The organism is Thalassospira sp. (assembly GCF_040218635.1).
Lineage (GTDB): Bacteria > Pseudomonadota > Alphaproteobacteria > Rhodospirillales > Thalassospiraceae > Thalassospira.
On sequence record NZ_JAVJRB010000007.1, the window covers coordinates 122,797 to 135,899 of the forward strand.

12 protein-coding genes are annotated in these 13,103 nt (G+C 54.1%); 4 read left to right on the top strand and 8 right to left on the bottom strand.

What is annotated here, in order from left to right:
- Positions 1–14: 14 nt before the first annotated feature.
- The 3 genes from RIC05_RS06990 to RIC05_RS07000 all read right to left on the bottom strand — a co-directional run bounded on the left by RIC05_RS06990 (position 15) and on the right by RIC05_RS07000 (position 2,857).
- Complete coding sequence (locus RIC05_RS06990) at positions 15–1,304, bottom strand: MFS transporter (RefSeq protein WP_350046480.1); 1,290 nt, start codon at positions 1,302–1,304, stop codon at positions 15–17.
- A 121-nt stretch (positions 1,305–1,425) separates the two neighbouring features.
- On the bottom strand, positions 1,426–2,583 hold the full coding sequence (locus RIC05_RS06995) for a DUF3095 domain-containing protein (RefSeq protein WP_350046481.1): 1,158 nt from the start codon (positions 2,581–2,583) through the stop codon (positions 1,426–1,428).
- A 55-nt stretch (positions 2,584–2,638) separates the two neighbouring features.
- Entirely contained in the window at positions 2,639–2,857 is a 219-nt protein-coding gene (locus RIC05_RS07000; RefSeq protein WP_350042040.1) for a SlyX family protein, read from the bottom strand.
- A gap of 98 nt (positions 2,858–2,955) precedes the next feature.
- On the opposite strand from RIC05_RS07000, the gene RIC05_RS07005 reads away from it, so the two are divergent.
- A complete protein-coding gene (locus RIC05_RS07005; RefSeq protein WP_350046482.1) occupies positions 2,956–3,492 on the top strand; it encodes an SAM-dependent methyltransferase in 537 nt (178 codons plus the stop codon).
- On the opposite strand, the gene RIC05_RS07010 is transcribed toward RIC05_RS07005, so the two are convergent.
- The 3 genes from RIC05_RS07010 to RIC05_RS07020 all read right to left on the bottom strand — a co-directional run bounded on the left by RIC05_RS07010 (position 3,489) and on the right by RIC05_RS07020 (position 5,324).
- Positions 3,489–3,725 carry a GDCCVxC domain-containing (seleno)protein gene (locus tag RIC05_RS07010; RefSeq protein ID WP_350046483.1) on the bottom strand — a complete coding sequence of 79 codons (237 nt, stop codon included), beginning with the start codon at positions 3,723–3,725 and terminating at the stop codon, positions 3,489–3,491. The two genes, RIC05_RS07005 and RIC05_RS07010, sit on opposite strands and share 4 nt — an antisense overlap.
- Complete coding sequence (locus RIC05_RS07015) at positions 3,712–4,686, bottom strand: NAD(P)-dependent oxidoreductase (RefSeq protein ID WP_350046624.1); 975 nt, start codon at positions 4,684–4,686, stop codon at positions 3,712–3,714. The genes RIC05_RS07010 and RIC05_RS07015 overlap by 14 nt, the downstream gene beginning before the upstream one ends.
- A 224-nt stretch (positions 4,687–4,910) precedes the next feature.
- Positions 4,911–5,324, bottom strand: a complete 414-nt coding sequence (locus RIC05_RS07020; protein WP_350042036.1) for a tellurite resistance TerB family protein — start codon at positions 5,322–5,324, stop codon at positions 4,911–4,913.
- 364 nt (positions 5,325–5,688) lie between these two features.
- Here RIC05_RS07020 and RIC05_RS07025 point away from each other — a divergent pair, with 364 nt between their 5' ends.
- On the top strand, positions 5,689–8,823 hold the full coding sequence (locus RIC05_RS07025; RefSeq protein WP_350046484.1) for a sensor domain-containing protein: 3,135 nt from the start codon (positions 5,689–5,691) through the stop codon (positions 8,821–8,823).
- Positions 8,824–8,914: 91 nt separating this feature from the next.
- Here RIC05_RS07025 and RIC05_RS07030 read toward each other — a convergent pair whose 3' ends face one another.
- Both RIC05_RS07030 and RIC05_RS07035 read right to left on the bottom strand, forming a co-directional pair.
- Positions 8,915–9,559 (bottom strand): Crp/Fnr family transcriptional regulator, encoded by a 645-nt coding sequence (locus RIC05_RS07030; protein ID WP_350046485.1) that lies wholly within the window; start codon positions 9,557–9,559, stop codon positions 8,915–8,917.
- A 191-nt stretch (positions 9,560–9,750) separates the two neighbouring features.
- Complete coding sequence (locus RIC05_RS07035) at positions 9,751–10,197, bottom strand: DUF2946 family protein (protein WP_350046486.1); 447 nt, start codon at positions 10,195–10,197, stop codon at positions 9,751–9,753.
- A 292-nt stretch (positions 10,198–10,489) separates the two neighbouring features.
- Between RIC05_RS07035 and RIC05_RS07040 the strand changes: the two genes are divergently transcribed.
- Both RIC05_RS07040 and RIC05_RS07045 read left to right on the top strand, forming a co-directional pair.
- Complete coding sequence (locus RIC05_RS07040) at positions 10,490–11,059, top strand: HdeD family acid-resistance protein (RefSeq protein WP_350046487.1); 570 nt, start codon at positions 10,490–10,492, stop codon at positions 11,057–11,059.
- A gap of 115 nt (positions 11,060–11,174) precedes the next feature.
- Complete coding sequence (locus RIC05_RS07045) at positions 11,175–13,088, top strand: heavy metal translocating P-type ATPase (protein WP_350046488.1); 1,914 nt, start codon at positions 11,175–11,177, stop codon at positions 13,086–13,088.
- The last annotated feature ends 15 nt before the right edge of the window (positions 13,089–13,103 follow it).

Below are 13,103 nucleotides of genomic sequence, written 5' to 3' on the forward strand. Positions count from 1 at the left end.
AAGACCTTAACCTGTTAGGCGGGCTTGGGCGCGCTGCGCAGTTCTTTGTCATCAATGGGCAAATGAACCAGTGCGGCAAATACGCCAAGGGCGACAGACGCCCACCAGACCGCATCGAAATTACCGGTCAGGTCATAGACAAGGCCGCCCATCCATGCGCCAAAGAACGCACCGATCTGATGGGAAAACATCACAATGCCAAACAGCGTTGCCATGTAACGCGGGCCAAAGACCTGTGCGATCAATCCGCTGGTCAGCGGGACAGTCGATAGCCAAAGTGCGCCCATCGATGCCGAAAACAGCAAGATGGTTTCAGACGTTTTGGGCGCAAAGATAAAGATGACAATAACCACGGCCCGCATGCCGTAAATGAATGACAGGCCATATTTCTTGCGCCATTTGCCACCGGCCCAACCCGCCGTCAACGTACCAATGATGTTAAACAGGCCAATCAATGCCAGTCCTTCGGCTGCAACCGAACGCGGCAGGCCGCAAAGCTCGGTAAAGGTCGGCAGGTGTGTGGCGATGACCGCAATGTGAAAACCGCAGACAAAGAACCCGGCATTTAAAAGGGCAAAGCCGCGATGCTTGCGGGCCTCGTGGAAGGCAGCGATCAGGCCTTGTGGTCCCAAATCCGGTGTTGCCGTCGGGCTGTTGCCTTCTGCCTTGCCGGTGAGCGCAAAGGCCGCCGGAATGATCAGCATTGAAATGCCTGCCAGGATCACAAGGGCGGCGACGTAGCCAAAGGAGCTGTTAAGCGCCTGCGTGGTTGGCGCCATGACCAACTGACCGACAGAACCACCAGCAGACGCCAGACCAAGAGCAAGGCTTCGTTTTTCAGCCGTGAAAACGCGGCTGATGGCGGCAAGGACAACAGGGAAACTTGTGATGCCAACCCCGGTTCCGATCAGGAAACCTGCGGTCAGATGAAGTTCCCCCGGCGAGGCAGACGTCCCCATCAGATAAAGACCAAGCGCATAAACAAGGCCACCCCCAATCAGGGTGCGGGTCGTGCCGAACCGGTCGGCAATGGCACCGGCGATGGGGGCTGAAATCCCCCACATCAGATTTTGAATGGCAAAGGCCAGACCAAAGGTCGTGGCACTCCAGCCCGTATCGTTCAGCATATCGGGAATGAACAGGCCAAGCGACTGACGCACACCAAGATTAAGCGATAAAACCAGACAGCCACACAGCAAAACCAGCCATGGGAACCATTTGGTCGCACGCGCAAGTGTCAGGCGTGTCGGGCTGACAGCAGCAGGTGTGCCGGGTGAATTGCCGGCATTTTCGGTGGGGCGCATAGATTTGTCTCCGTGGGGCGAATATGTATTTGGCGGCGATTTTGAACGCTGTTGGCTTATGCGTCCAATTCATTCGACTTATGAAGCTGATAATCTTTGCGCATTTGATGAATTTGATAGATCAGGACGCTGCCTGTGTGCGGGCCATTTTGGCCTTATAGACGGATGAAGCTGCGGTATAGCCGCCTTCGCCGCCATCAAGGAAATGGAAATGGGCATCATTGGTGATGGATGGCACTATGCAGGTCATGATCGCAGTGCGTTGATGATGGGTACCAAAATGAATGTCGCCACGTTCTTCGGCAGCTTTGAGGTATTCATCAATCTTGGCCCCGCGGGCGGCGGTGCAATTCACCGTCATCCACAGGCCATCGCCGAATTTGCGAAAATCGGTGTTGTAGCCGGTATAGTCGCGATAGCGTTTTGGATCAAATTCGCCAAGCTTCCAGCCGGTTTTCATCAAAATCAGTGCGATAAAGGCAATGTAAAATGCCTTGAACCACGCTTTGACATAGCCGCCTTCTTTATGCTGGGTCGCCCGGGCTTCAAGTTTCAATCCCGGTGGCGGAAAGGCAAAGTCCGGGCCGTCTTCCGGAACCGGGCTGCTTTTGCGCGGGCTGTCATCAAGGATTTCAAAGAGGCCCGATACCACGGCGTTAAATTTGTCGCGGTCTTCATCGGGCTGAACAATGATCGACAGAATCTGATCGGTTCCTTCGGCCTTGATCGGGGACCAACGGCATGAAAGCCCGGTCAGATCGGGGCGCGTTCCGGGGGCTGCGGGGGGGATGACGTTATGGCCTGCGCGCATCTGATCTTCGGCCCAGCGCATGCCACGGCCATTAAACATGGCATAGGACACCGGGTGAGAAACCGCATAGCGGGCAACGCGCACACTGCGACCGCTTGCGCGAATTTCAGAAATCCGGGTCAGGCCAACACGCAGATCAAGCTGGAGTGTTTCCACTGCCCAAATTGCGGTTGCGGCCATGGCATCGCGCACGGCATCGATGTGATCGGGCGGGCAGGCAAAGCTTGCCCCGTCGCCACCAAACATGAACGGATAATCTGAATGACCAAGGGCGTTGCTGACCGCGCATATGACCGATGCGCCAACCATATTGACATCCTTGAACCGGCCCGCGGCAACCGCCTTGGTTGATCCGACAATATCGGATGTGCCGACCCACCAGTCATCTGGAAGTTCATGGTAAATCGACGCGTCGAGAACTTTGGCGAAGTCGTCAAATACAGGGATATCCAGATACAGATTGGTCACATCAGTCTCGCTTGATTATGGCGGCCTAGCGGTCGTCGGACGGATGTACCAAGGATCAGTAGTGTGGCGGTGGTGCATCGTCTTCTGGTGATGTACGCATATAATCGCCCATCCGTTTAACATCTTCCGACATTAATTTATTGCGGCGTTCAAGAACATCAATGCGATCCCATTGGGATTTGATCATATCGGACAGGTCGTTCACCACGGTTTCCATGTGTGCGATCTTTGTTTCAAGCTCGGTAACGCGGTCTTCCGTATCTTGCTGGCTCATATCGGTATCTTCTGGAAATGGGGATCAATGTATGTTGCAGCACATACCACGCTGTGGCACGACTGTCTTTGGCGGAACTTAACACAGATTGCAGGCCGATGACCGATTTATCCGTACTTGTTTTCGTGATGATTATTCTGGCGCTGATTGCGGTTTATGCCATCAGGTTGCGATCCGTTCCGATGCCGACATTGCGTGTCGCATCTGATGAAATCATTGCCTATATCCCGTCTGACACAAAGAGTGTGACCGACTTTGGATCAGGGTGGGGGGATCTTGCCATTGCAATTGCACGGGCACGGCCCGATGTGCGCGTCACGGGGATTGAATTATCGCCCATTCCCTTTGCCATCAGCCGGATGCGGGCGGTTGTGGCCGCCCTTCCCAATCTTGAGCTGATCCGTGGCGATTTCCGCAAGATCGACCGCGATCCGGGCGAGGTTGTTGTGTGTTTTCTCGACCCACGGGTGATGGGGGATGTCGGTGATGTTTTATCCGCCCGTATGGACAAAGGGGCGATTGTGATTTCGCGGGCCTTTGCCATTCCCGGCTGGCAGGCATTTGGCGAAGTGCCGATGACATCCGGGCCAGACCGGCTTTATCTGTATCGGTTTGGCAGCCACAAACCAGGTTAGCCACAGCACCCGGCATTCTTGCCATCAATCTGCACCGGTGGGCAGGGCACAGTGCCGTAGGAGCAAAATACGCAACAGTCACCCGCAAGCGGACGCAGTACAACGCCGCATCCCTTGCAGTCATAGAAATACTGGCAGGCGTCTGTAGGCATGGTTTCGCGTACCTGATGACCACATTCCGGGCAGGTCAGGACGGAAACAAGTTCAATATTTTGTCGATCAGTCTTCTTCATAGACTTTGATCAGGGCTGAATGGTCAAGATCACCATCGCCCATGCCAATGACTTCGTCATACAGTTCCATGGCAAGGCGCGAGAAGGGCAGTTCAACGCCCAGTTCGCCTTCGGAAAACTCAAGCGCCTGGAAAAGATCCTTGCGCTGGGTGACGACTTTGCCGCCCGGCTCGAAGTTGCGTTCGATCATGCGTTCGCCGTGCTTTTGCAAGATTGCAGAATCGGCAAAGCCACCGGTCAGGGCGGATCGCAGTTTTGAAAGATCAACACCGGCTTCATCGGCCATGGAAAAGGCTTCGGCAACCGCACCGATTGTGATGCCAACGATCATTTGGTTGGCGGCCTTGGCAATCTGGCCGGAACTGACATCACCAACATGGGTCACGCGCGATCCCAGAACTTCAAATATGCGGCGAACGCGGTTGAAATCGTCTTCATCGGCACCGACCATGATCGAAAGTGTGCCGCTTTCCGCACCGTGGGTGCCACCCGATACCGGGGCATCAATCCATGTGCCGCCAGCTTCTTCGACCACATCGGCGAAACGGCGTGTGGCGTCAACGGCCGTTGTGCCCATATCGATGACGATGGTGTCTTCTTCCATGCCGTCAATGATGCCGTCTTCGCCCAGAAGAACGTTCTCAAGCGCGACGGTATTGGCAACGCAAATGATGACAATATCGGCATCGGCCACAGCATCGGCAGGGGTGCCTGCCGTTGCGATGCCAAGGTCTTCAAAGGCGTTTAGCGTTTCGGGATTACGGGTGTTTACGGTCAGGACTGCACCGGCCTTCTCAAGGTTCAGCGCCATTGGGCGCCCCATCAGTCCAAGTCCGATAAAGGCGATTTTTTCCCCGGCAAGAGCGGTCATGGCTGTAGTCCCTTTTTGGCGGTGGGCAATATCAGGTTGGTCGATACAGAACCACCCTGTGCCCGGATCGGTACAGGTGTGGCAAGAAATGTCGGCTAGGCCATATCACATTGTGGCGTCAAGGAAAGCTGCGATTTCAAGGAATGGAACTCCGAAATGCGCTTTGTGAGACACGAATTTGATCAGATGGCTTTGCTGTTTCCTGAATGTTTGGGTTCAGAGTTTATCTAAATCTGCTGTCTTTTGGCGCGCGGGCCAAACGGGTTAGGTGAACGGCCTTACCGTTTGGCAAGGCACATGACCGGAACCCGGAATTAAAAATCGCCGGGCCGAACATAGCGTGCCGCCATGGCCCGTTCAATGGCCGCAGCAACAAGGCGGTCAATATCAAGCCGGTGGCGCAGGAGTTCAAGAATACGGAGTTCTTCCTGACTGATTTCACTGTCTGACAGAACAATCTCGCAGGCAAAGACATATGCCGTTTCGCGCAATTTACGCGGCAGCGCATCACGGATAAGGTCCAGGGCACGATCCATACCGTCTTCTTCGCCCAGCAAGCTGGCGCAATCACGGGCAACACTGGTGACACCGTCATTGTCAAAACCGGCAAAGATCGGAAGGTAACGGACCCGACGGCCCATTGCGGAAAGTTCAGCGTCGGTAATGTCATTATCGGCGGCCGAAACCATAACCATTGTGTAGATCAAGGCATCTTGATGCGAAATCACGTTGGTTGCTCCTTCCCGAAAAGGTTGCCAGAAACGCAGTCTATCTCGACCTTTGACGTTCCCAACGACATGTTGTGACAACCATTGGACAGCTAAAGGGTAAGCCGATAACAATCCGTCGGCAACAGTTAAGCGATTAAATTTTCGGGATTTTAATGATTACGTAGTGAAATTCCGCTCATTCTGTTTGCGCCGATGATCTGGGGTGAAATACGCATCAAATGATGTGCATGGATAGGTCGGACAGAAAAATGAAGCCGTTACAAAACAATAGCGAAAATAAAGTGGGTGCTTGGCATTGTAAGGCAAGATTTGCCTTTGCAGGGCATGGGGTAGCAGTTATGGTCGCGCAGCGATAACGAAAATGACGATCAAAGCGGTTATGGGAGACATCAACGCAATCAATTCTGTTGGGACACTGACAGCGTTGATCAGCCATTTACGCATGCCTTCAGGAGTATATGATCCTGTCGGGAAGCGTCTGCTTGTCAATTCGGCATGGGGCCCATGGTTCAAGCCGGTTCTCGATGAATCACATTGGTACGAAACCGATGGCTTGGGCGGTCTCCCGGAACTTCTTCCTGAACTTTCAAACGAAATTCTTGAATCTGGCGGTTATCATAGCCGGACCAGTGAAGTTGACGGCATTGAACGGGTTTTGTTTGGCTGGCCATTAACCCTTGGCGGGCAGGACTATATCCGTCTGGTGGTGATGGATAATGATATCTCGTCAGGCATCGGTAGCCTGATTTCCCCCCAGCCTGTTTTGATCTTTGAACGCAATGGCGAATTGCGATGCGCCAACAGTGCGGCCGAAAAGGTCGTGCTGGAAATGGGATTGTCAACGCCGCTTGCGCTGGCCCATCCCAGTGATCAGCGCGATCTTGTCAATCAGGATGGCCCGCAGTTTGATCCCGAAAATTCACGCACAGTCCATTATGGTCAGCGGTTCTTTCAGTGGCAATGCATGCCGCTTTTTGGCGCTGACTACATCGTTCTTTTCGGTCAGGAACGCACGCGCGAGGAAAGCTATCGCCGCGCACTGGAACATGCGGTTCACGGTATTATCGACCTGAATGCCGAAGGCACGATTACCAATGTCAATGACGAGACGGCGGCATTGTTCAGCTATGATTCGGTGCGCAGCGTCATTCAGGCCTATTTGCGCCGCCCGGAAACCTTTTATGCCCAGGACAGTGACCGGCTGCAATTGCGCCGCGATTTGGCATCCGGGAAAGGCATCCATGCCCGCGATATCGAAATGCGCCGCTCCGACGGCAGTCAGATCTGGGTGCGGTTCAACGCAACGGAAATTCGCGGCGAAGGTGGCGGGCTGCTTGGGTACAGCGTAACCATTACCGACATCACCAAAAACCGGCAGGCGGAATATGATTTGCGCCGTCGTCAGGAACGCTATCGCGCACTGGTGCAGACCGCTGGCAGCGTGATCATGTTCCTTGATTCCGACGGGCGCATTTTAGAATATAACCGCGAATGTGAATGGACGTTCGGCTATTCCTGGATGGAAGCTGCCGGTCAGAACTTCTTTGATTTCCTGTTGATTGAAAGCGACCGTGCGCGGGTCCGCATGGCGGTACGCCGATTGATGTCAGGCGAAATCATCAAGGATGAAGTTTTTTCATTCAAACGCCGCGATGGCGAGGTCCGGCTTTTGCAGTGGAATGCGCGGGCGCATTTTGGCGAAGATGGTGATATTGCCGGTGTGATCTGCATCGGGCAGGACGTAACCGAAAAGCTGTCGGTCGAACGCGCGCTTCGCTATGCCGAAGAAAAATTCCGTGGCATTTTTGAAAATTCGGCCGAGGGACTTTATCAAAGTTTGCCGTTGGGTCAGGTTCTGTCGGCCAATCCTGCATTCGTTTCAATTTTGGGATATGAATCAGTTGATGAACTGATGGCCCAGAAAGAAGAACTTCAAAACCATTATTTGAACCCGATAAGCCGGTTGCGCCTGACGGGGCGTTTGTTGCGCGACGGTTTGATTCAAGGGTATGAAACCGAACTGCGCCGAACCGATGGCAAGATTATCTGGGTCGAGGAAAATGCCCGATTGGTGCGCGATGAGCATGGTCGCCCGCATCTGATCGAAGGATCGATCACGGATATTACCGATCGCAAACGCAGCGAAGCCCGTATTCAGTTCCTTGCCCATCATGATGGCTTGACCGGTCTTCCCAACCGGACCCTGTTTCAGGAACGCCTTGGCGCTGCGGTCGAGCGCAGCAAACGCGAAAAACGCAACTTCGTTCTGATGATGTTTGATCTTGATAACTTCAAGGACATCAACGACACGCTTGGCCACCCGATTGGCGACCTACTCTTACAGGGGGTGGGTGAACGCATGCGGGTGTGTCTGCGCAATGAAGATGTCGTGGCGCGTTTGGGCGGGGATGAATTTGCCGTTCTGATCCATGAGCCCGGATCAATCGAAGAAGTCACCTTTGTTGCGCAGCGCCTGATTGAACGGGTTTCCGAACGCTTCATGCTGGAAGGCAACGAAGTTCAGGCATCGACTTCGGTCGGGATATGTATGTATCCGCAAGACGGGCGCGATGAAAAAGACCTTTTGCGCAATGCCGACCTTGCGCTTTATTGCTCCAAGGCTGAAGGCCGCAATCGTTACCATTTCTTTGAACCCAAGCTTCAGGTTGAGGTTCAGGAACGCAAGGCGATGGAACGCGACCTGAGCCACGCAATTGAAAATGATGAACTGGAACTGTTCTATCAGCCGATCATTGATATGGGCGGGCACCGCATCATCGGGATGGAAGCCTTGGTCCGCTGGTTCAGCCCGTCACGCGGTCTGGTCAGCCCGGTTGATTTTATCCCGGTTGCCGAACGGATGGGGATCATTGCCGATATCGGAAAATGGGTGCTGAACCGGGCGTGCGATCAAACCCGTGCATGGTTTGATGACGGATATGGTGATTTGACCATTTCGGTCAATCTGTCGCCGCTTGAACTTGCCCGCCATGAAGACCTGATTGAAAGTGTCGGCGATGTTTTGTCCCGATCCGGGCTTGATCCGCGCCAGTTGCAGTTTGAAGTAACCGAAGGTGCGGTGATGGACAATCCGCGCGAAGCGGCCATTACCCTTGGCATTTTGCGCAATCAGGGGATCCGGATTGCGATAGATGATTTCGGTACCGGCTATTCGTCGCTGGCCTATCTGAAACGGTTCCCGGTCGACAAAATCAAGATCGACCGATCCTTTATCATTGATATTGATAGTTCGGATGGCAATGCCGCGATTGTCCGCGCCGTTGTCTTCCTTGCCAGATCGTTTGGCATGGCTGTTAATGTTGAAGGGATCGAAACCGAAACCCAGCTTGAACATATTGCATCCGAAGGGGTGGACGAAGTTCAGGGCTTCTATTTCAGCAAGCCAATTTCAGCCGGTGATATGGAAAGCCTTTTGAAATCGAACAAGGTCACACCAACCCATTTCCCGCTTGATCAGGGGATGGGCCCGCATTAGGCCGTGCTGTTTCGGACATTGGGTAAAATTTTAAAAGGCGCACCGGATTTGTCCCGTGCGCCTTTGGTTTGTTCTTGATCAGTAAATGATCCTAGGCCGCTGTTTGCTGCTGGGCATCTCCGGCCCCTTTGCACAGCTTTGCCCGGTTGATCTGCATGATGGCGGGCATGACCGGGTTTTTGGAAATGGCCCCGTCGCGCCGCAAATTGGCGATCATGCGACTGGCGGTTTCGGTGGTTGTCGCGATGATATTGCCAAGCTTTTCGCGGTTGGGCAGGGCCACCTGATCCTTGTGCGATGCCCATAACAGGAACCGGCAAATGCGGCGCATCGCCGATCCGGTGCCAAAACTGATCTTAAGCTGCTGGCCATCCATCACCTCGCTTGCCAGAAGCGACATGACGGCGGCCTGTATCTTTTGATCTGTTTGCTGGGCGGTGCGTATCCGGCTGATCGGGATACGTTTGATCATGGACGGCGAAATGGTTTCGATCACAAGCGACGGATCGGTCACGGCAAGCATTTCCAGACCAATCAGATCTCCCGGTCGATAGACCCGGCAAACCTGTCTTTCGCCGTCTTCGGTATATTTACACCGAAGTGCCAGTCCGGTTGCCAGCAAATAGACAAAGGACTGATCATCGGCATGATGACCGATGCTGGCATCCGCGGGCAGGTTCAAGGCAGAAGGTTCAGCAAGTTTTTCCAGAACGGTCAGGGCGTCTTCTTTGTTCATGGGTTTTCCCCCATTGGCAAAATAAAGATACGCGGCAAAGGCGGGGTCGCGTATCGACACCAGTCTGTGAACCCGGCATGGCATCCGGGATAAGTGCCCGTTTGGATGGGCAAAAAGGATGGGTTCTGATCACGTTTCGCGGCATTCGGACGCATCTGTGGCGTCAGTAGCCCAATGGAGCCAAAACAAGATCAGATGGCCGCAGGCGGTGCGCGCGGCGAGGCCGCAATCGGGCAGAAATCATGCAGCCGTGCGGTGATGTGAAGGGCAGTGACCTGATTGGAAAGTTTCAGCCGATGTAAAACGGGCAATTCCGGTTCAACCGGCAAACCAACCGCATGGTTGCCAAGGCCACAACTGGCACATTGGAACCCTTCATAGGCGTCTGAACTGTGGGGGAATGTGCCGCCATTTTTGGCCATGTCGGCCGGGACCGAAATGGTTTTGATCCCGTTGGCCGTACAAATGATCAGCGGAACATAGACCATCTCGGATGCTTCCGCGCCGCTTGGTACTGAGGCCAAGGCAACCGGTGCATGCATGAACCCGAACATCAAGGCGTTGACCAACAACAGCCACCCGACAAAGAGTGACAGCGTGCGTCGAACGACCGGATTGTTGTTGCGGGTGACGGACACGGCTTTCTATCCATATTGGAAAGATACGAGATTTCAATAGACCTTTGAAACCCGCCTGTCAAAGCCTGCAATTGTGAACCAGTTATCACTGTTTCTTTATAATCGCTCCAGACTGCTGCGCTATGTCAGGGTGATTGTGTCTTCTGAGAGAAAACATCGGGACTTTAAAGCTGACCCTGGCCATCTCGTTGTGGGGATGGAACTTTTAGTGTGCGCATGTTGTTATTTGAGCTACTGTAAATTGAGTTTTTCACGTTCATGCGCGGTGAATTGTCCTTGGGAGAATCTGATCATGACACAGATCGTAAATGACGGAACGCCCGAAATGCGCGGGCTTTTGGACAAAGGGCGCAAACGGTTGCGCAATGTTGGCGTGATCATGCTGGTGCTTGGCATTCTTGCGGTGGCTTTTCCCTTTGCCACGACAATTGCCTTTAAAACCGTGATTGGCTGGTTGTTCCTGATCGGGGCGATTGGTCATTTTTACGGCGCATGGAATGCCGATACGCCAACCCGGCGCAGTGTCGATATTGTCCAAGGGGTTATTTTCGGATTGATCGGTGTTTGGCTGGCCTTCTTCCCGTTGGGGGGGATTGTGACCCTAACGGTGTTGCTGGCGATTGCCTTTATCCTGCAAGGCTTGCTTGAAATCCTGATGGCATCGCGGCTGAGCCAGTTTCCCGGTTGGAAATGGATGCTGTTTTCCGGCGGGGTAGCGATTTTGGCCGGCGTTTTGATCTTTGCCGAACTGCCAAGTTCCGCGACATGGGCGATTGGTTTGCTTTTGGGCGTCAATCTTTTGTCATCGGGCTTTAGTTACCTGATGGTGTCGATGGCGATGGGGAAGGTTTCCCAAGGCTAGATCGCAAAATTTCCGACAAATTATAACATCGCATGCCGTTGATGTCTTTGACACAGCTAATGGCGCGGGGGATGAAACTGCGCCATGATCAACTGACCACTTTCGGGAGATGATCATGGCGAAACATGCAGCTGACACAGTTCTTGAACGCCTAGACAGCACCTTGTCCGCGCCGGGCCTTAATCGTGCGATCCTGATTGTTACCCTTTGTGCTCTGATCGCCCATTTCGCCGTTCTGTGGCTCGGGCCTCAGATGATTGGCAGCGTTCATGCGCCAGATTTTCCGTTGTTTGTGCTGTTTGTGTTTGGTGGGGTGCCGATCCTCGCCCAGCTTGCCCTAAAGTTACTGCGGCGTGAAATGGGCGCGGATTTTCTTGCGGCCATTGCCTTTGTCACGGGTGTTTGGTTGGGCGAATATCTGGCGGCCAGCCTGATTATTCTGATGCTGACTGGCGGGCAGGTTCTCGAAAGCTTTGCCATGCGCAAGGCATCCTCGGCACTTAATGCGCTGGCACGTCGCATGCCCAGCATAGCGCACCGCAAAACGGCACGCGGAGAGATTGTCGATATCGCCCTTGATGACATCGAGATTGGTGATCAGATTGCCGTGTTTCCGCACGAAACCGCTCCGGTTGACGGCACAGTGATCGATGGCCACGGCAGCATGGATGAAAGCTATCTGACGGGGGAGCCCTATGTGGTGGCCAAGGCACCGGGAACGGCGGTGCTGTCGGGCGCAATCAATGGCGAAGCCGTTCTGATCATTCGGGCGGAAAAGCGCGCCCGGGATTCCCGATATGCCCAGATCATGAATGTGATGGCCGAGGCAGAGCAAAAACGCCCGCATATCCGCCGACTTGGCGATCAGATCGGCGCGTGGTTTGCTCCGGCGGCCCTTTTATTTGCACTTTTGGTGGGCTATCTCAGCGGTGATTCATCGCGGTTTTTGGCCGTTCTTGTGGTCGCAACGCCATGTCCTCTTTTGATTGCCATTCCGATCACGGTGATGAGTGCGATTTCCATCGCGGCAAGGCGCGGGATCGTCATTCGTGATCCGACTGTGCTGGAACGGTTGCCGACTTGCCAAACCGCCATTTTTGATAAGACCGGTACGCTGACCTATGGCCGACCGGAACTGGTGGAAGTCCTTCCCGGTCCGGAATTTTCGGGCGATCTGGTTTTGCGTCTTGCAGCCAGTCTGGAACGCTATTCCAAGCATCCGCTGGCCTCAGCCGTTTTGACCGCAGCCAGGGACCGCACCCTGCCGCTTGATGACGTCTCCCATGCGTCGGAAAAGCCGGGGCAGGGGTTAAGCGGGCAGGCTGATGGCCATGAGGTTGCAGTGACCCATCGGAATAAACTGATGAAGTCTGATCCGGATATTGCGGCACTTCTGCCCGAAACCGCCGCAGGACTTGAATGTGTGGTGCTGATCGATGGTAAATATGGCGCGACATTCCGTTTCCGCGATACGCCAAGGGCGGAGGGCGAAAGCTTTGTCGGCCATCTGGGTGACATTCATCATTTCAAAAAGGTCATGCTGGTATCTGGCGACCGCGAAAGCGAGGTCAGCTATCTTTCCGATCTTCTGGGCATTCCCGAAAGTCTGGCATCGCAAAGCCCGGAGCAAAAAGTCGCTATTGTCCGGGCCGAAACCGCCAAGGCCCCGACATTGTTCATGGGCGATGGCATCAATGACGCCCCGGCACTTGCCGTTGCCACGGTTGGCATAGCGTTCGGCAAAGAAAGTGCCGTGACCGCCGATGCTGCTGGTGCGGTGATCCCCGAAGCATCACTGGCCACGGTGGATGAACTTCTTCACATCAGCATGGCGATGCGTCGCATTCTTCTGCAAAGCGTCATTGGCGGCATGGTGCTGTCCATTGTTGCCATGGGCTTTGCGGCAGGGGGGTATATCACCCCGGTCGCGGGCGCGCTTTTGCAGGAAGGCATTGATGTGATTGCCATCCTCAATGCGCTCCGGCTTGCGCTCAAGCATGATATTGATGCGGACATAATGGCGGAATAACGCGATGAGGTGTAA

Excerpts from the sequence above, each read along its gene's own strand:
- RIC05_RS07040 (WP_350046487.1), top strand. The coding sequence starts at position 10,490 with ATGACACAGATCGTAAATGACGGAACGCCCGAAATGCGCGGGCTTTTG.
- RIC05_RS07005 (WP_350046482.1), top strand. The coding sequence starts at position 2,956 with ATGACCGATTTATCCGTACTTGTTTTCGTGATGATTATTCTGGCGCTG.
- RIC05_RS07010 (WP_350046483.1), bottom strand. The coding sequence starts at position 3,725 with ATGAAGAAGACTGATCGACAAAATATTGAACTTGTTTCCGTCCTGACC.
- RIC05_RS07000 (WP_350042040.1), bottom strand. The coding sequence starts at position 2,857 with ATGAGCCAGCAAGATACGGAAGACCGCGTTACCGAGCTTGAAACAAAG.
- RIC05_RS07030 (WP_350046485.1), bottom strand. The coding sequence starts at position 9,559 with ATGAACAAAGAAGACGCCCTGACCGTTCTGGAAAAACTTGCTGAACCT.
- RIC05_RS07025 (WP_350046484.1), top strand. The coding sequence starts at position 5,689 with ATGACGATCAAAGCGGTTATGGGAGACATCAACGCAATCAATTCTGTT.
- RIC05_RS07045 (WP_350046488.1), top strand. The coding sequence starts at position 11,175 with ATGGCGAAACATGCAGCTGACACAGTTCTTGAACGCCTAGACAGCACC.
- RIC05_RS06990 (WP_350046480.1), bottom strand. The coding sequence starts at position 1,304 with ATGCGCCCCACCGAAAATGCCGGCAATTCACCCGGCACACCTGCTGCT.